Source organism: Microvirga sp. GN3, from assembly GCF_055792825.1.
On record NZ_JBVVAK010000053.1, the window covers coordinates 1 to 17,663 of the forward strand.

The following is a 17,663-nucleotide window of genomic DNA, read 5'->3' on the forward strand; positions in this document are numbered from 1 at the left end:
CACTTGCTGTGGATCAGCGTGGATCTGATCCACGATCAGGCCAGGTGAGATCAGAACTGAGGGGCGCAGGCTTCGGTGCATGATGCGGCCTCCCGAAAACAGCATCAGTTCAGTCCGCAACTGCGTAGCTGGGCGAAACCACGCACGGCCAATTCTATATTCTTATGCCCTTTCGTTTAGAAAACCAGCTCGTGGCGGATCGGGTTGTCGGTGGAGTCCGTCTCGCAGGTCCGTCTTCACGCTTTGAGGTCTGCACATTGATCCCACGGTACAATCATAGCGCCTGCCAACACATGCAATTGTCGCCAACAAGCTGAATGAGCGAAGCCGCCTGCCTACTGCTTCGCCAGTGAGTGCGTGTCTCCGGGATTAACTCGCGATCAGGCTTTATGACAGCGCCCATTAACCCGTCCTTGTGACGGTTATCCATCAATGGAAAGGCCCCACAGCAGAGGCTGTGAGGCCCAGATTGGATTTGGTGGAATGTTTCGCACTATTTGAGCGACTGTCCATCCAGCCCGCCAACGCGCTCCTTTCAGGCAAATGAAAGACCATTGGCACAGATAAACTCACGATCTGGCTCAACCACGTCGCCTATCACACCAGCTCTTGAGGGGCACGCCAACAACGGAAAAGGCCCCACAGGGGTGAGCTGTGGGGCCAAAAAATGCAAAAAGTCAGTCTAATTGCCTGTCGAAAGCAGTCTATATGCCTGTTTTTAGGGTCTATATGCTTGTTGGGACACAACAAATCAGACGTCCAGGTTCGCCACCGAGAGGGCGTTTTCCTGAATGAACTCACGGCGGGGCTCCACCACGTCGCCCATGAGCTTGACGAAGAGGTCGTCGGCGTCGGTGGTGTCCTTCACCTTCACCTGCAGGAGCGAGCGCACGTCGCGGTTGAGCGTCGTCTCCCAGAGTTGCTGCGCGGTCATCTCGCCGAGGCCCTTGTAGCGCTGGAGCTGCAGGCCCTTGCGTCCGGTGGACAACACCGACTGGAACAGGGAGAGCGGACCGTCGATCTGCATCTCGTCGTTCTTGCGCACGAGCTTTGCAGGCTTCGCGTAGACGTCAAGTGTGCTGGCGCGTTCGTCGAGCTTCTTCGCTTCCTGGCTTGCGATGAGCGCCTGATCGAGGGTCGCGGTCTGCGTCACGCCGCGCACGGTGCGCGAGAAGACATAGCCGCCCTCGCGGACCTCGCCGGTCCATCCGCGCTCGAGTTCTTCGGAAATCGCATCGAGACGCTGGGCTATATAGGCCGCAGCCGCAGGACCCTTCTGGGGATCCTCCACCACATCGGGACGCAGCGCACCGGCAATCGCCGCCTGCTCCACCACCTTGCGGTCATAGCGCGTGTGCAGGCTGTTCAGCACCTGGCGCACGAGACGAGCCTCGTCGATCAGGCCTTTGAGCTGATCGCCCTGGAACGACAGACCAGTTTCGAGCTGCAGCGCAGCGGACTCGATGCCTTCGCCGATGAGGTAATCTTCCAGCGCGCGCTCGTCCTTCAGGTAGATCGAGGACTTGCCGCGGGTCGCCTTGTAGAGCGGCGGCTGCGCGATGTAGAGGTGCCCGCGCTCGATCAGCTCCGGCATCTGCCGGAAGAAGAAGGTGAGCAGCAGCGTGCGGATGTGCGAGCCGTCCACGTCCGCGTCCGTCATGATGATGATGCGGTGGTAGCGCAGCTTGTCGAGGTTGAACTCCTCGCGACCGATGCCGGTGCCGAGCGCGGTGATCAGCGTGCCGATTTCTTGGCTCGACAGCATCTTGTCGAAGCGCGCGCGCTCGACGTTCAGGATCTTGCCGCGCAGCGGCAGAACCGCCTGGAAGGCGCGGTCGCGGCCCTGCTTGGCGGAGCCGCCGGCGGAATCGCCCTCGACGAGCAGCAATTCGCATTTCGAAGGATCGCGCTCCTGACAATCGGCGAGCTTGCCGGGAAGGGACGCGATGTCGAGCGCTCCTTTACGGCGCGTGAGCTCGCGCGCCTTGCGGGCGGCCTCGCGGGCGGCGGCGGCTTCCACCACCTTGCCGACGAGGGTGCGGGCTTCCTGCGGATGCTCCTCGAGCCAGTTGTTGAGAGCCTCGTTCATCACGTTCTCGACGGCGGGGCGTACTTCGGATGAGACGAGCTTGTCCTTCGTCTGCGACGAGAATTTCGGATCGGGCACTTTCACGGACACGACGGCGGTCAGGCCCTCGCGGCAATCGTCGCCGGTAAGCGAAACCTTTTCCTTCTTCGTGAGGCCGGAGGATTCGGCATAGCCGTTCACCTGACGCGTCAGCGCCGCGCGGAAGCCCGCGAGGTGCGTGCCGCCGTCGCGCTGCGGGATGTTGTTGGTGAAGCAGAGCACGTTCTCGTGGTACGAGTCGTTCCACCACAGAGCGACCTCGACGCCGATGCTGTCCTTCTCGGAACGAATCATCACGGGCTGCTGGATCAGCGGGGTCTTGGCGCGGTCGAGGTAGCGCACGAAGGCCTCGACGCCGCCCTCATACATCAGCTCCTCGCGCTTGTGTTCCGCATGTCGCTTGTCGGTGAGGATGATGCGCACGCCCGAGTTCAGGAACGCGAGCTCGCGCAGGCGATGCTCCAGCGTCGCGTAATCGAACTCCACCATGGTGAAGGTTTGAGGCGAAGGCGTGAAGGTCACTTCCGTGCCGCGCTTATCCGGCGCATCGCCCACGATGGCGAGCGGGGCCACCGCATCGCCGTGGTGGAACTCCATGAAGTGTTCCTTGCCGCTGCGATAGATGCGGAGTTTCAGCGAGGTGGAGAGCGCGTTCACCACGGAGACGCCCACGCCGTGCAGGCCGCCGGAGACCTTGTAGGAATTCTGGTCGAACTTACCGCCCGCGTGCAGCTGGGTCATGATGACCTCGGCGGCCGAGACGCCTTCGCCCGGGTGGATGTCGGTGGGAATGCCGCGGCCGTTATCGGTGACGGTCACCGAGCCGTCCGCGTTGAGCGTGACGGTGACTTCCGTTGCGTGACCGGCGAGCGCCTCGTCGATGGCGTTGTCCACCACCTCGTAGACCATGTGGTGCAGGCCCGAGCCGTCATCGGTATCGCCGATATACATGCCCGGCCGCTTGCGTACCGCATCAAGGCCCTTGAGCACCTTGATCGATTCCGCGCCATAGGCGTCGGCATTCACGTTGATAGCAGGTTCGGCCATTTGGGATCCTTCAAGACGCGCGGAAAGGAACAGGCGCGCCAGGGTTTTGATTCGTCAGATCAGATATTTAGTGACGAATGGTTGAAATTTCACCCCCGCGCGTATACGCGCGCGTGGAAAGGGGCGGAAAAATCCACCAAAAACTGCCGAATCGGAGCCTTTAAGGGGCGGTTCTTTGCCTCAGGAGGCCAAGGCCTCAACGTGACGCTACGGCCGCTGCCGCACCGGCCAGCAGAGCGCCCGTGGTGCGGTTGAGGATCCGGATCGCCTTCGGGGTCGTGAACAGCTGCCGGGCGCGGGCGGCGAGCACGATATAACCGGCGAAGACCACCCCCAGCACGACCAGGGTCGCCGCCACCAGCTCCGCATAGCCCAGCACCGTGATCCGGGTGAGGTCGAGGATGGTCGGCAGGAGGGCGAGGTAGAAGACGATGGTCTTCGGGTTGCCCAGGGTGAGGGCGAGCCCGCCGAGCAGAAGCTTGGCCGGATGCTCGGCTCGTCTGTCCGCCTTCACGTCCTTCGCCAGTGCGGGTGCCGTCCAGATCTTGTAGGCGATATACAGAAGATAGGCCGCACCGGCATATTTGATGACCAGGAACACCTCGTGGAAGGCCTGGGCAAGGGCGGCGAGGCCGAGGATCGCGAAGGTCAGCCAGACCACGTCACCGAGCGCCACGCCGATGCTGAACGCGATGGCCTCCTTGGGCCCGCGCCCCAGCACCCGCGCCACGATGGCGGCGATGCCGGGACCCGGCGCGGCGGCGGCGATGAAAAGGGCGGAGGAAAAGAGCAGCAGGCCTGCGAGATCCATGGCTTTCAACCGGAAGACAGCACTGCCCGCCAGCATAAGGCGAAGCGGCTTTCCAAACCATCAAGGAGTTGTGATGAATTTCATCACGAGTGCTGGCCTACGGGCAAATACGAACGGCCGGGCTTTCACGCTGCGAAACTTTGGACGAGCAGCACGAGAAGAGGCGTCACGACCCAGAAGGTGACATGGGTTACGCCATGAGCCAGCATCGCATGTTCCAGGCTGCGGGAGGCATAGAGCCAGCCGAACAGCAGGCCCAGGACAAAGTTGAGGACCAGGGTCCGGGCGACCAAAACCTGATTGTCCATCTGCTGCATCCCGGCCAACGCGCCGAGATGGCCTGCCGCAAAGGCCAGGGCTGCGAGCCCCACGGCGATCCAGACCAGAACAGCCCGCCCCCGGCCTCGGGTCAGGCGCAAGCCGAGCCAGAGCAGGAGCGTCGTCAGACCGAAGCGCAGCATCAGCTCTTCCGTGATGCCGCCATAGAGAAGACCGAGCAGACGTCCGGCAAGCGTGACGTCATCCAGCCGGGGCACACGATCGAAGGCCCCCGGGACAACTTGCCGGAGGGCGAGGTCAGCGGCTGCGACGGCGGACGCGAAGATGAAGGCCAGGAGGAGTGTGGATCCCCAGCCTGCCTTGCCACGCTTGACCGCCTGTCCCCGCAGGAGGCGCAGGATCAGGGAAGTCAGGTCCGCCTTCTCGGTAAGCCCAACGCCCAAGGCAACGGCGACGAGCAGAAGCAGGGTCGGCTGACCGAGGATGAGAAGGGCGAAGACGGCGTCCGACAGCGGTGGCGCGCCAGGCAGCCGGCTGGCCTGCTCGATGGTGGCCTCGATGAGCGGTACGAGCGACAGGATGCCAAGGAGTCCGAGGCCGCTGAGGGCAAAGAAAGGTTTCAGGAAGCGCGTCGAGAAGGTCATGGCGTCGTGAGCGGCTCAATCTGTCCCGGCAGCACCTGGAGCACGTCCGCCCGACCTTGCAACTCGGCAAAGAGGCCCGGATCCGCCCCGGTCATCCAGACCTGACCGCCGAGCGTTTCCAGCGCGTCATACAGGCCGGCGCGGCGGCGGGGATCGAGATGGGCGGCGACCTCATCGAGGAGCACGAAGGGGGCAATGCCGCTCATGCTGGCGACGAGCCGCGCATGGGCGAGCACGAGACCGATCAGCAGCGCCTTCTGCTCGCCGGTGGAGGCCGTGTTGGCCGGGATGTCCTTGGGGCCATGGCGCACGAGAAGGTCGGATGCCTGGGGGCCGACGAGGGTGCGTCCGGCCGCCCGGTCGCGGGCGCGGTAGTCGCGCAGGATGGCGCGGTAGCGGTCCTCCGCATCGACGGCGGGCAGAGTTGCCACCAGCATGTCGAGATCGCCTTCCAGACCCATCGTGGCGAAGGGGAAGGGGGATTCCTCCTCGCGGGTTTCTAGGATGAGGGAAGCGAGCCGCTCCACGGTCTCGCGCCGCGCGGCAGCGACCGCGATGGCAAGTTCCGCCACCTCGCGCTCGAGCGCATCGAGCCACAGGCGGTCGTCCGGGTTTTCCTCCAGCACGCGGTTGCGCGAGCGCAGCGCCCGCTCCAGCGCATTCACCCGCGTGCCGTGCTCCGCATCGACCGCGAGCACGAGACGGTCGAGAAAGCGTCGCCGGTCGCCGGCGGGCCCACGAAATAATGCGTCGAGATCAGGCGTGAGCCAGACGATGCGCAGGTACTCAGCAAAGGCGGTCGGCGAGGAAGCGGACATGCCGTCGATGCGGCAGACCCGTGAGGCACGGGACCCTTCCCGCGAGGCGCGGGCGCCTTCATTCTGATGCTCGATTCCGGTGCCAAGGCGATGCTCGCCGTAAGGAGCATCGAGCGTCACGGAAATGGCAAAGGAGCCCGGCCCCTCGTTGCGCGCCATCTCGGCCAATTCCGCGCGTCTCAAGCCCCGACCGGGCATGAAGAGCGAGATCGCCTCCAGCACATTGGTCTTGCCGGCCCCGTTCTCGCCTACGAGCGCCACGAGCGGGCGCGAGACGGCGAGGTCCAGGCTCGCATAGGTGCGGAAATCCTGAAGGATCAAACGGGCGATTCGGGAAGCGGCAACAGGCGAGAAGGACATGCGGCTCCTTCATTGAGGAGCAGGCGCGAAAGATCAAGCGTTGGCATTAACCGTGGTGTATCCCAGGGCCATGTAGCAGAGCCCGGGATTTCAGGCAGAAAGTAACGCTGAACCTCGACTGTCATCCCCGCGAAGGCGGGGATCCATAACCGCTGAGGATGCCGGACTGGTCATAGGTCGTGATTATGGATTCCGGGTTCCGCTGCGCGGCCCCGGAATGACAGTGCTTTACTGGTCTTGCGATCCCGGATCGTCGCGGCGCGCCGTCCGGGATGACCGACACTGAAGTGGCTCACACCCGCATCGGCATCAGGACGTAAAGCGCGGAGGCGCCTTCGCGGTCCTGGACGATGGTGGGGGAGCCGGGATCGGCGAGCTTGAACAGGGCGGTGTCGCCGTCGAGCTGGGCGGTGATGTCGAGGAGATAGCGGGCGTTGAAGCCGATATCGATCGGCGTCGCATCGTAATCGACCTCGATCTCTTCCGTCGCGCTGCCCGAATCCGGATTGTTGACGGTGAGCGTCAGGCGGCCATCGTTGAGCGCCAGTTTCACCGCACGACCACGCTCGGACGAGATGGTGGAGACGCGATCCACGGCCTTGGAGAAATCGCTGCGCTCGACCACCAGAACCTTGTCGTTCCCGGCCGGAATGACGCGCTGGTAATCGGGGAAGGTGCCGTCGATGAGCTTCGAGGTCAGCACCACGCCGTCAAAGGTCAGCCGCACCTTGGCGGAGGAGAGTTCGACGGTGACGTTCTCGGAGCCGTCCTCGACGAGCTTAACGATCTCGGCCACGGCCTTGCGCGGCACGATCACGCCGGGCATGCCTTCCGAACCGTTCGGTGCCGGGATCTCAACCCGGGCGAGACGGTGGCCGTCGGTGGCAACCGCGCGCATGACGACAGAGCCGCCCGCATCGATCGTGTGGAGATAGATGCCGTTGAGATAGTAGCGTGTCTCTTCCGTCGAGATCGCGAACTGCGTCTTCTCGATCAGGCGCTTGAGATCGCTTGCGGCCAGCGTGAAGCGGTGCGGCAGGTCGCCGGCAGCGAGATCCGGGAAGTCGCTTTCCGGCAGGGCCTGCAGCATGAAGCGCGAGCGCCCGGAGCGGATCTGCATCTGGCCCATATCGGCGGTCATTTCGAGCGAGACCTGCGCGCCGTCCGCGAGCTTGCGCACGATGTCGTAGATCATGTAGGCCGGAACCGTGGTCGAGCCGGCTTCGGTGATCTCGGCGGGGATCGTCTCCGTCACCTCGATATCGAGGTCGGTGGCCTTGAGGCGAAGCGATCCCTCATCCGCGCGCAGCAGGACATTCGACAGGATCGGAATGGTGTTGCGGCGCTCGACGACGCGGTGCACATGCCCCAGCGCCTTCAGCAGAGCGGCGCGCTCAACGGTAACTCTCATAACCTAGCACCTGGTTTCGGTGAAATTCTTGGCCCAATCCCGCGAAGGACTGGCCTCGAGCGGGACAAGCAGGGCAGCAATGTTGGCTTTTGTCGCCCGAGAAAGCAAGGCCGGGGGTGTCCCGGCCCGGAAGGCTTACTCCTGCAGCATCCGCTTGAGGAGTTCGACCTCGTCGGAGAGGGCGTGATCCTCGCCCAAGGCCTTCTCGATCTTGCGCACCGCGTGGAGCACCGTGGTGTGGTCGCGTCCGCCGAAGCGGCGGCCGATTTCCGGCAGGGAGCGAAGGGTGAGCACCTTGGACAGGTACATGGCGATCTGGCGCGGGCGGACCACGGCGGCGGTGCGGCGCTCCGAAAGGATGTCGGAACGGGAGACGTTGTAGCGCGAGGCGACCAGCTTCTGGATGTCCTCGATCTTCACCCGCTTGGGCTCGCGGTTGCGCACGAGATCGCGGATCGCCGTCTCGGCGGTTTCCAGGGTGATGGCGGAACCGGTGAGTGTCGCATGGGCGAGCAGGCGGTTCACGGCACCTTCGAGATCGCGCCCGTTGGCGGTGATCGCCCGGGCCACATAGGCAATCACGCTTGGGCCGACATCGAAGGTGGGATGGATCGTCTTCAGCGCTTCGATGCGGGTGGTCAGGATCGAGGTGCGCAGTGCTTCGTCGAGAGCGCTGACCTCGACCACGAGACCGCCGGCAAGGCGCGAGCGCACACGCTCGTCGAGATTTTCCAGATCGGCCGGCGGACGATCCGCGGCGATCACGATCTGGCGGCCCGCATCGATGAGGGCGTTGAGCGTATGGCCGAATTCCTGCTGGATCTGCTTGCCCTGGATGAACTGCACGTCGTCGATGATGAGCAGGTCGATACCGCGCAGGCGTTCCTTGAAGGCGAGCGATGTCTGCGCCTTCAGGGACGCGACGAAACCGTACATGAAGCGGTCGGCCGTAAGATAAATGACGCGACGGCCCTGCGCGCGCACCTCATGGCCGATGGCATGGAGAAGATGCGTCTTGCCGAGACCCACGCCCGCATGGAGATAAAGCGGGTTGTAGATCGCCTGACCGTTCTGTGCGTGGGCGACCCGGTCCGCTGCCGCATGGGCGAGCGCATTGGAGCGTCCGACGATGAAGCTCTCGAAGGTGAGGCGGGAATCGAGCGGCGCGCCGCCGAGATCGCCGTTCTCGCCGCGCTCCTCCTGGGGCGCTGCGATGGAAGGAGTCTTGAACTCTCCCGGATTGCTCGGGAGGGCCATGGATGCGGCCGGTGCCGGACGGGGCGCTTCGCTCACCCGGCGCTGGGCTGCAGGATCACGCCCAAGCGTGTTGCGCACACCGATGGAGACGCGCTCCACATCGCCGGACTCGGAGCGGTAAATCGCCAATACCCGGTCGGCATAATGGGATTCGATCCAGCTCTTCAGGAAGCGGGTGGGAACGGTGAGATAGGCGCAGCCCTCGATCACCGAATCCAGTTCCAGGCGGCCGAACCAGCTCGCGAAGATGTCCTCCCCCAGCTCGGCCCGGAGACGGCGCTTGACCCGCGCCCATACATCCGATGCCGTTTGTTCGCCCGGAGCCTCCATGCCGTTCTCGCTCGGAGCGGCAAAGGTGCGGTGATCTTCGCTGCGATACATCAATGTCCCTCCACGAGGTCCCGCCTCCTTTAAGGTCGGAAACCCCCACGCATGACCCGTTTTGAACACCAAGACACAAAGGCCTCACAGGTTATTCAAAACGTGGCGCCCCCAATTGTACTAAAGATTATCTGAACGCTTTTAAGTGGAGACGATCACTGACTGCCGTCTCCTTTGTCTTCACTCAAGGTCTATCGAGTTTACCCCTCGGTAAAGGACGAGTCTTCGCTTGCTTCTTGAGAGAATGAAACAACGACTGATCCCCGCACATGGTGTCTTTAGTTCTAGATTTGAGTGAATGACTTCACGGCGAGCCGTTGAAGCAAATTGACCTTACACAGGGTGCGGGACGGCGTGCAATACGGCCGAGTCGAGTCACAACTGCGTGCAAGCCCTTTATCGGGTTCACAGGCTCGTCCACAGGTTTTGAATCTCGGCATTAAAGTCCTGACTCTTCAACCGATTCACTGTTCCATCACAGCCTGTCCGCAGGCCTGAAAAAAGAGTCTTTCCGTAACCCTGATTCAGAACCGATTCGCCCCGACTCCGGAGGTGATTCTGATGCTTCGCGATGCTTTGCCTGCTAAGCTGTTGAAGAAGCTAAGTGTTTTATGTGCGGTTTGAATCCGGGCTGTGGAGCGTTCACCCGGTCAGTCGGGGATAAAGTCAAGCTCCCGTGTGGATAAAATTCAGGGGCTGAATCCGACCTTCAGAGACGAAAAAACCCGGCCGCGAGGCCGGGTCTGATCGACGATGAAAAGACAGCTATGGAGGCTGCTTTTAAGCGCTCAGCGTCTTGATGCGGCTCGCGAGGCGCGAGACCTTCCGCGACGCGGTGTTCTTATGCACGATGCCCTTCTGGGCAGCGCGCATCATCTCAGGCTCGGCGGCGCGCAGAGCGGCCGCAGCCTCATTCTGGTTGCCAGCCGCGATCGCCTCTTCAACCTTGCGGACGAAGGTCCGCATCCGGCTGCGACGCGACTTGTTGATCGCGGTGCGCTTCGCGATCTTGCGGGTCATCTTCTTGGCGGACACGGTGTTGGCCATGGCCCATCCTCGTTCTTTTCAAAATCCCGATGCGCCAAGCTCGAGCCCTTCGCGAGCTCCGGCAGCGATCGGTTGATTGCATGGAAACCGAAGAGCCCGCGGGACGCGCGGGCTCATGTGAGGCGGCTTATAGACGCGATGCCTGCGAACGTCAACGTCTGTGGGCCTTTGCGCGTCAAAAAAGCGCCAGGGAGATCTTCTGCAGGGCCTGACGCCACGGGTTGGCCGGGTCGAGAAGAAGCCGGAGCGCCATGAGGCTCGACACCAGAACCAGGAGCGGGCGGATGATCCGGGAGCCCAGCTGCATGGCAAGCCGCGATCCGGCCTGGGCCCCGAGAAAGAAGGCTCCGGCCATCACGAGCCCGATTGGCCAGACCACCGCACCGGTTGAGGCGTAGAGAAGAAGACTGCCGAAATTGCTCGCGAAATTGACAAGCTTGGTATGAGCGGTCGCCTTGACCACCCCGTAGCCGAGGAGGGTCACGAAGGCGAGCATATAGAAGGAGCCCGCACCTGGCCCGAAGATGCCGTCGTAGAAGCCGATGGCGACCGGCGCCGTGAGGCCGAAGGCGAGAGCCGTCATCCGGGCATGCGCATCCTCGTCCTTCATCTTGCGCGAGAGGGCGAAATAGATCGCCATCGCGATGAGCAGCAGGGGGATCAGCACCTCAAGCACGGAGCGGGGCAGGAACTGCACGCAGAGTGCTCCCGCGATGCTGCTCACGAAGGCCGTCAGGGTGAAGCCCCAGGCCTTCTTCCACTCGATCAGTCCCTTGCGGCCGAAGGTGTAGGTGGCAGACGCCGCCGCGACCGAGCCCTGCACCTTGTTGGTGGCAATCGCCTGGGCCGGATCGAGACCGGCGAGCAGGAGGGCGGGCACGGTCAGAAGCCCGCCGCCGCCGGCAATGGAATCCACGAAGCCCGCAAGAAAGGAGATCGCGGCCAATGCCGCGATCATGTCGAAGCCGATATCGATCACGTTTACTGGTTCTTGAACTCGGCCGGGCGCTTGGCCACGAAGGCCGCCATGCCCTCCTTCTGGTCGGCGGTGGCGAACATGGCGTGGAACAGGCGCCGCTCGAAGCGGATGCCCTCGGCGAGAGAAACCTCGTCGGCGCGGTTGATGGTTTCCTTCGTCATCATGGCGATGGGCAGCGACATGGACGCGATGGTCTCGGCCGTCTTCATGGTCTCGCCGAGGAGATCGGCGAGCGGCACCACCCGGGCGACGAGACCGGAGCGCTCGGCCTCCTCGGCCCCCATCATGCGGCCGGTCAGGCACATCTCCATGGCCTTGGCCTTGCCGATGAGGCGCGTGAGACGCTGCGTGCCGCCCATGCCCGGCATGACGCCGAGCTTGATCTCGGGCTGGCCGAACTTGGCGTTGTCGGCCGCGATGATGAAATCGCACATCATGGCGAACTCGCAGCCGCCGCCGAGCGCAAAGCCTGCCACCGCGGCGATCATCGGCTTGCGCCGTCCCGACACCTTCTCCCAGCCGGAGAAGAAATCGGCCATGTAGGTGTGCGGATAGGTGAGTTCCGACATCTCCTTGATGTCGGCGCCGGCCGCAAAGGCCTTTTCCGAGCCGGTGATGACGATGCAGCCGATAGTCTGATCCGCCTCGAAGGCATCGAGCGCCTGGTTCACCTCGTTCAGCAGTGCCGTATTGAGGGCGTTCAGGGCCTGGGGCCGGTTGAGGGTGATCAGCCCCACCTTGCCACGCGTCTCAACGAGAATCGTCTCAAAAGCCATGCCGGCATCTCCTCATCGCTCAGATGAGACACCGGTAGGCGAGGGCGGACGATGCGGCAAGAGCAAATCCGGAAGCCCTACCTCCACCTTTCGGCAGGGATGCCATTCCGTTTTCAGGCGCGCGATCGCTTCTGGCAGACCGGGCAATAGAAGGTCGAGCGACCTGACTGCACGAGCCGCGTCACTGTTCCCGTGCATTGAGGGGTCACGCAGGTCTCGCCCTCCCGGTCGTAGACCTGGAACGAGTGCTGGAAATAGCCGAGGGAGCCGTCGACCTGCGCGTGATCGCGCAAGGTCGAGCCGCCGGCCTCGACGGCTTCGCCAAGCACGTCCCGGATGACATCGGCCAAGTGGTGGGCCTTCTCCGTCGGCTTTCCCTTCTTCGTGACGAGCGAACCGGCCGGGGCCTCCGGATGAAGGCCGGTGCGGAACAGGGCTTCGCAGACATAGATATTGCCGAGACCCGCGATCAGACGCTGGTCGAGGAGCGCTGCCTTCAGGGGCGTGCGCTTGCCTTCGAAAAGCCGGGCGATGGTCTCGCCCGAGAGCTCGTTGCCGAGAGGCTCGATGCCCATGCCGGCGAAATGCTTCGAGGTCTCGATAGCGGACCGGGGCACCAGATCCATGAAACCGAAGCGGCGGGTATCGTTATAAGTGACAGTCGCCCCGTTGGAGAGCTGGAACACCACGTGGTCGTGAGCCCCCAGGCCGCCATGCTCGTGATGGAACTCGCCCGGCATCCGGGTGGCGCCGCCCTGGGTCACGAGAAAGCGCCCCGACATGCCTAGGTGCATGACGAGCACCTCACCGGAGGCAAGATCGGCGAGGAGGTACTTGGCCCGGCGTCCCAAAGCCTTGATTTCCTGGCCTTCCAGGCGCTCGGGAAACCGCTCCGGAAAGGGAAAGCGCAGGTCGGGCCGGCGCTGGGCGATCTTGGTGAAGCGGGCGCCGACCATGGTGGGCTCCAGGCCACGGCGCACGGTTTCGACTTCGGGCAGTTCAGGCATCAACCATCTCTCGGCTTCTTGAGACCTCTTACATAGCCATCCGGTCCCGCTTCCGCTATGGATCGCGACACTAGCGCATCGTGCGGAGAAGTGGATCCGGTTTTCACTGACGTGGCCCTTCGGGTCGCTGACGCGAACCTCTGGGTCCGCACCAACGATGCGCCCTTCAAAGGGTCGAGCATCGGATGGATCCGAAAAGTGCAAGTCCACTTTTGGGTCCGATGCTCCAGGTGACGAGAGCTTTGGTGACGATCATGACCGACGAGAACACCCATTTCGGGTTCCAGTCCGTGCCGCTCGGCGAGAAGCAGGGCAAGGTCAACGAGGTCTTCCGCTCGGTGGCGAGCCGCTATGACGTCATGAACGACCTCATGTCGGCCGGCCTCCACCGCCTCTGGAAGGACGCCCTCGTCTCGACGCTGCGTCCACCCCGCGACCGGCCGTTCCGCCATCTTGACGTGGCTGGCGGCACCGGCGACGTTGCCTTCCGCATCCTGGACGAGAGCGGCCCGCAGACCCACGTGACCGTGCTCGACATCAACGGCGAGATGCTCAAAGTCGGCGCCGAGCGGGCCGGCCACCGTTATGAGGGCCGCATCGATTTCGTCGAGGCCAATGCCGAGGAACCGCCGCTCGAATCCAAGACCTACGACGCCTATACCATCGCCTTCGGCATCCGGAACGTGCCGCGCATCGATGCGGCTTTGCGCGAGGCGCACCGGGTGCTCAAACCCGGCGGACGCTTCCTCTGCCTCGAATTCTCGAAGGTCGACGTGCCGGTCCTCGACAAGATCTACGACGCTTATTCCTTCAACGTCATCCCGAAGCTCGGGGGCATGGTGACGGGCGATGCGGAATCCTACCAGTATCTGGTGGAGTCGATCCGACGCTTCCCGCCGCCCGCCGCCTTTGCGCGCATGATCGAGGAGGCCGGCTTCAAGCGTGTGACGCACCGGACGCTCACGGCCGGTGTGGTCGCCATTCACTCAGGCTGGAAGATCTAAAGCGTGATCGGCAGTCTCGTTCATCTGACCCGCAACCTGCGCGCCGGTTTCGTCCTGGCCCGCGAAGGCGCGCTCGCGCTCGTCGATCCCAGCGCCCTGCCGCCCGCCGCACGTTTGGGGCTGAAGCTCGCGCGGCTCATCGAGCGGCCGCAGGCCGGCGATGGCGCGGCGCGGCTCTCCAAGGCGCTGACGCGGCTTGGGCCTTCTTATGTGAAATTCGGCCAGTTTCTCGCAACCCGTCCCGACATCGTCGGCGTGGCGGCGGCGCGCGATCTGGAGCGCCTGCAGGATCGCATGCCGCCCTTCCCGCGTGCGGAAGCGGTGCGCATGGTCGAGGTTGCGCTGGGTCGTCCCATCGACGAACTCTTTCTCGAATTCAGCGAGCCGATTGCGGCTGCTTCCATCGCGCAGGTGCACAAGGCACGCATCCGCACCGCGGAGGGCGAGGAAATCGTGGCCGTGAAGGTGGTGCGGCCTGGTGTGCGCGAAGGCTTCGCCCGCGATCTCCAGGCCATGCGCGCTGCAGCCCGTCTCTTCGAGCGCGTGGTTCCCGATGCGCGCCGTCTCAAGCCGCTGGAGATCGTGGAGGCGTTGGCCCGCTCCGTCGCCGTCGAGATGGATCTGCGGCTCGAAGCCGCCGCCGTGTCGGAGCTGGCCGAGAACACGAAGGACGATCCGGATTTCCGCGTGCCGAAGCCCGAATGGGATCTCACCGCCCGCGACGTGCTCACCACCACCTGGATCGAGGGCATTCGTCTCAACGATCTGGCGGCCATCGACGCGGCCGGCTTCGACCGGGTGGCGCTTGGGCGGGCGGTGATCCAGTCCTTCCTGCGCCATGCCATCCGCGACGGCTATTTCCACGCCGACATGCATCCCGGCAATCTGTTCGTGGATGCGGAGGGCCGTCTGGTCGCCGTCGATTTCGGCATCATGGGCCGGCTCGGCATGAAGGAGCGGCGCTTCCTCGCCGAAATTCTCCTGGGCTTCATCCGCCGCGATTACCTGCGCGTGGCGCAGGTGCATTTCGAGGCCGGCTATGTGCCGCCGCACCATTCGGTGGAGGATTTCGCACAGGCGATCCGCGCCATCGGCGAGCCGATCCACGACCGTCGCGCCGACGAGATTTCGATGGCGAAGCTGTTGACGCTTCTCTTCGAGATCACGGCCCTGTTCGACATGGCGACCCGCATCGAGCTCGTCATGCTGCAGAAGACCATGGTCGTGGTGGAGGGCGTCGCCCGCAATCTCGATCCGAAGCTCGACATGTGGACCACGTCCGAGCCCGTGGTGCGCGACTGGATCGAGCGCAATCTCGGCCCCCTCGGCCGCGTCGAGCAGGCCGGCAAGGGCTTGTGGACGCTCGCCGGCGTCATTGGCGATCTGCCGGAGCTGGCGCTGCGCGCCGAGCGGGTTCTCAATCAGCTCGAGGACGTGACGGCCAAGGGCGTGGCGCTCGACCAGGACAGCGTTGCTGCCATCGGCCGGGCCGAGGCGCGGGGCAACCGCTGGGGTGTGGCGGCCTTGTGGATTATCGCCGCCTCGCTGATGATCATGCTGTTCAGGGGCTTCGCATGACGGCACTTTCCGGCAAACGCATCCTCCTCGTCATCGGCGGCGGTATTGCGGCCTACAAGTCGCTCGATCTCATTCGCCGCCTGCGCGAGCGCGGCGCTTCCGTCCGATGTGTACTCACCGCTGGCGCGCAACAGTTCATCACGCCGCTTGCCGTCTCTGCACTCACAGGCCAGCGCTCGCATACGGATCTCTTCGACCGGGAGGACGAGGCCGATATCGGGCACATCAAGCTCGCCCGTGATGCGGATCTCGTGGTCGTCGCCCCTGCTACTGCCAATCTGATGGCGAAGATGGCAGGCGGCCATGCGGACGATCTCGCCTCGACGGTGCTGCTCGCCACTACGCTGCCGATCCTGATGGCGCCGGCCATGAATGTGCGCATGTGGCTTCATCCGGCAACGCGACGCAACTTGGAGACGCTGCAGGCCGATGGCGTTCATCTGGTCGGACCCAACGAAGGCGCCATGGCGGAGGCCGAGTTCGGCCCCGGCCGCATGGCCGAGCCTCTGGAAATCGCGGCGGCGGTCGAACATCTGCTTGCGCCGTCGGGACCGCTCGCCGGCAGGCATGTGATCGTTACGTCCGGTCCGACGCACGAGCCCATCGATCCGGTGCGCTACATCGCCAACCGTTCCTCCGGTAAGCAAGGTCATGCGATTGCGAAAGCCGCCGCCGAAGCTGGCGCGCGTGTGACGCTGATCTCGGGTCCGGTGACCCTGCCCGATCCGGCAGGGGTCACCACAGTGCATGTGGAAAGCGCCCGCGAGATGCTGCAGGCCGTGGAAAACGCTCTGCCTGCTGACATCGGCATCTTCGCAGCCGCCGTTGCCGATTGGCGTGTGGCCAATGCCGGCGAGCAGAAGATCAAGAAGAAGGACGGTGCGCTGCCGAACCTGTCGCTCACGGAAAACCCCGACATTCTCGCCACCGTCTCGCGCCGCACCGGCAAACGCCCGCCGCTCATGGTGGGCTTCGCGGCTGAGACCGAGCATGTGATCGAGCACGCCAAGCAGAAGCTCGCGAAGAAGGGCTGCGATCTCATCGTCGCCAATGACGTGTCGACGGAAAGCGGTGTCATGGGCGGCGACAGCAACACCGTGCATCTCGTTGCCGCCTCGAACGTGGAGACCTGGCCAACCCTGTCGAAAACCGACGTCGCGAAAAAGCTCGTCGAGCGCCTGAGCGCGATGGCGGGAGGCGCAAAACCATGAGCCGCTCCTTACGCATCCAGCGCCTCGCCCACGCTGCCGATCTGCCTTTGCCGCGTTACGAGACGTCCGGAGCGGCGGGAATGGATCTCGTCGCGGCCAATCCGGCCGATGCGCCGATTATCCTTCTGCCGATGCAGCGTGTGCTCGTTCCCACCGGCCTCGTGTTCCAGCTCGAGCCCGGCTTCGAGGCGCAGGTGCGGCCTCGCTCGGGACTTGCCTTCAAACATGGCGTCACCGTGCTCAATGCCCCGGGCACCATCGATGCGGATTACCGTGGCGAAGTGCAGGTGCTTCTCATCAATCTCGGCTCCGAGCCCTTCACCATCGCTCGCGGCATGCGCATCGCTCAAATGGTGATCGCACCCGTAACCATGGTAGAACCCGTTGAGGTCGGACAGGTCGATGAGACCGGCCGCGCCGCGGGCGGTTTCGGATCGACGGGGCTGGGATAAGGGAGCATTCGCATGAACTTTCTCTCGCGCCGCTCGCTTCTCGCCATCGCTGCCGTCACCGACATCGCGCTCCATGCCCGGCCCATGCCGGTCTCGGCCAAGGCGCTTGCCGCCCGCCACAATCTGCCCCCGCGCTATCTGGAACCTGTCCTGCAGGCCCTGGTCCGCCAAGGCATCCTGAAGGGCGTGCGTGGCCCCCGCGGAGGCTACGAGCTCGCCCGCGAACGGCGGCGGATCACGGCGGGCGACATCGTGCGCATCGCCATGTCGGCCCTGGAGGAGGACGGCTCCTCGCCGGTGCCGGAATCGCGTCTCGCCGAGGCCGTCGTTTCGCCCCTGGTCCAGCATGGAACCGAGGCGTTCCTGGCCGAACTCGACAAGGTGACGGTGGAGGACCTGTGCCAGAAGGCGCAGGACGAAGCGGCTGTCGAAACCATGCCCACTGTCGATTTCACGATTTGATATGTGAATTT

The 17,663-nt window shown here is 64.0% G+C and carries 15 protein-coding genes; 5 read left to right on the forward strand and 10 right to left on the reverse strand.

The window, feature by feature from the left end; translation table 11 throughout:
• Positions 1 to 751: 751 nt before the first annotated feature.
• The 10 genes from gyrB to mutM all read right to left on the reverse strand — a co-directional run bounded on the left by gyrB (position 752) and on the right by mutM (position 12,945).
• Positions 752 to 3,175: a DNA topoisomerase (ATP-hydrolyzing) subunit B gene (gene gyrB / locus ACS5Q1_RS23380; protein WP_473100414.1), complete on the reverse strand. Its 2,424-nt coding sequence runs from the start codon at positions 3,173 to 3,175 to the stop codon at positions 752 to 754.
• Between the two features lie 196 nt (positions 3,176 to 3,371).
• Positions 3,372 to 3,986 carry a LysE family translocator gene (locus ACS5Q1_RS23385; protein WP_473100415.1) on the reverse strand — a complete coding sequence of 205 codons (615 nt, stop codon included), beginning with the start codon at positions 3,984 to 3,986 and terminating at the stop codon, positions 3,372 to 3,374.
• Between the two features lie 125 nt (positions 3,987 to 4,111).
• Positions 4,112 to 4,909, reverse strand: coding sequence for a CPBP family glutamic-type intramembrane protease (locus ACS5Q1_RS23390; protein WP_473100417.1), 798 nt, complete (start codon positions 4,907 to 4,909; stop codon positions 4,112 to 4,114).
• Positions 4,906 to 6,087: a DNA replication/repair protein RecF gene (gene recF, locus ACS5Q1_RS23395; protein ID WP_473100419.1), complete on the reverse strand. Its 1,182-nt coding sequence runs from the start codon at positions 6,085 to 6,087 to the stop codon at positions 4,906 to 4,908. Before recF ends, ACS5Q1_RS23390 begins: the two co-directional genes overlap by 4 nt.
• Before the next feature lie 292 nt (positions 6,088 to 6,379).
• The gene (gene dnaN, locus ACS5Q1_RS23400) at positions 6,380 to 7,498 is read right to left on the reverse strand and encodes a DNA polymerase III subunit beta (RefSeq protein ID WP_473100420.1); all 1,119 of its coding nucleotides are present in this window, start codon (positions 7,496 to 7,498) and stop codon (positions 6,380 to 6,382) included.
• A gap of 135 nt (positions 7,499 to 7,633) precedes the next feature.
• Entirely contained in the window at positions 7,634 to 9,085 is a 1,452-nt protein-coding gene (gene dnaA, locus ACS5Q1_RS23405; protein ID WP_473100465.1) for a chromosomal replication initiator protein DnaA, read from the reverse strand.
• Positions 9,086 to 9,916: 831 nt separating this feature from the next.
• Positions 9,917 to 10,183, reverse strand: a complete 267-nt coding sequence (gene rpsT / locus ACS5Q1_RS23410; RefSeq protein WP_203441700.1) for a 30S ribosomal protein S20 — start codon at positions 10,181 to 10,183, stop codon at positions 9,917 to 9,919.
• A gap of 175 nt (positions 10,184 to 10,358) precedes the next feature.
• Positions 10,359 to 11,159 carry a TSUP family transporter gene (locus ACS5Q1_RS23415; protein WP_473100466.1) on the reverse strand — a complete coding sequence of 267 codons (801 nt, stop codon included), beginning with the start codon at positions 11,157 to 11,159 and terminating at the stop codon, positions 10,359 to 10,361.
• Between the two features lie 5 nt (positions 11,160 to 11,164).
• The gene (locus tag ACS5Q1_RS23420; protein WP_473100421.1) at positions 11,165 to 11,938 is read right to left on the reverse strand and encodes an enoyl-CoA hydratase; all 774 of its coding nucleotides are present in this window, start codon (positions 11,936 to 11,938) and stop codon (positions 11,165 to 11,167) included.
• Positions 11,939 to 12,051: 113 nt separating this feature from the next.
• Positions 12,052 to 12,945 carry a bifunctional DNA-formamidopyrimidine glycosylase/DNA-(apurinic or apyrimidinic site) lyase gene (mutM, locus tag ACS5Q1_RS23425; RefSeq protein ID WP_473100422.1) on the reverse strand — a complete coding sequence of 298 codons (894 nt, stop codon included), beginning with the start codon at positions 12,943 to 12,945 and terminating at the stop codon, positions 12,052 to 12,054.
• Positions 12,946 to 13,199: 254 nt separating this feature from the next.
• On the opposite strand from mutM, the gene ubiE reads away from it, so the two are divergent.
• From ubiE to ACS5Q1_RS23450, 5 genes are read left to right on the forward strand one after another with little or no spacing between them, the layout of a single operon-like run.
• Entirely contained in the window at positions 13,200 to 13,949 is a 750-nt protein-coding gene (ubiE, locus tag ACS5Q1_RS23430; protein ID WP_473100467.1) for a bifunctional demethylmenaquinone methyltransferase/2-methoxy-6-polyprenyl-1,4-benzoquinol methylase UbiE, read from the forward strand.
• A 3-nt stretch (positions 13,950 to 13,952) separates the two neighbouring features.
• Positions 13,953 to 15,527 (forward strand): 2-polyprenylphenol 6-hydroxylase, encoded by a 1,575-nt coding sequence (gene ubiB, locus ACS5Q1_RS23435; RefSeq protein WP_473100423.1) that lies wholly within the window; start codon positions 13,953 to 13,955, stop codon positions 15,525 to 15,527.
• Positions 15,524 to 16,738 (forward strand): bifunctional phosphopantothenoylcysteine decarboxylase/phosphopantothenate--cysteine ligase CoaBC, encoded by a 1,215-nt coding sequence (gene coaBC / locus ACS5Q1_RS23440; RefSeq protein WP_473100424.1) that lies wholly within the window; start codon positions 15,524 to 15,526, stop codon positions 16,736 to 16,738. Before ubiB ends, coaBC begins: the two co-directional genes overlap by 4 nt.
• Complete coding sequence (dut, locus tag ACS5Q1_RS23445; protein ID WP_473100425.1) at positions 16,735 to 17,190, forward strand: dUTP diphosphatase; 456 nt, start codon at positions 16,735 to 16,737, stop codon at positions 17,188 to 17,190. Before coaBC ends, dut begins: the two co-directional genes overlap by 4 nt.
• Positions 17,191 to 17,202: 12 nt before the next feature.
• Positions 17,203 to 17,652, forward strand: a complete 450-nt coding sequence (locus ACS5Q1_RS23450) for an RrF2 family transcriptional regulator (RefSeq protein ID WP_473100426.1) — start codon at positions 17,203 to 17,205, stop codon at positions 17,650 to 17,652.
• Positions 17,653 to 17,663 lie beyond the last annotated feature (11 nt).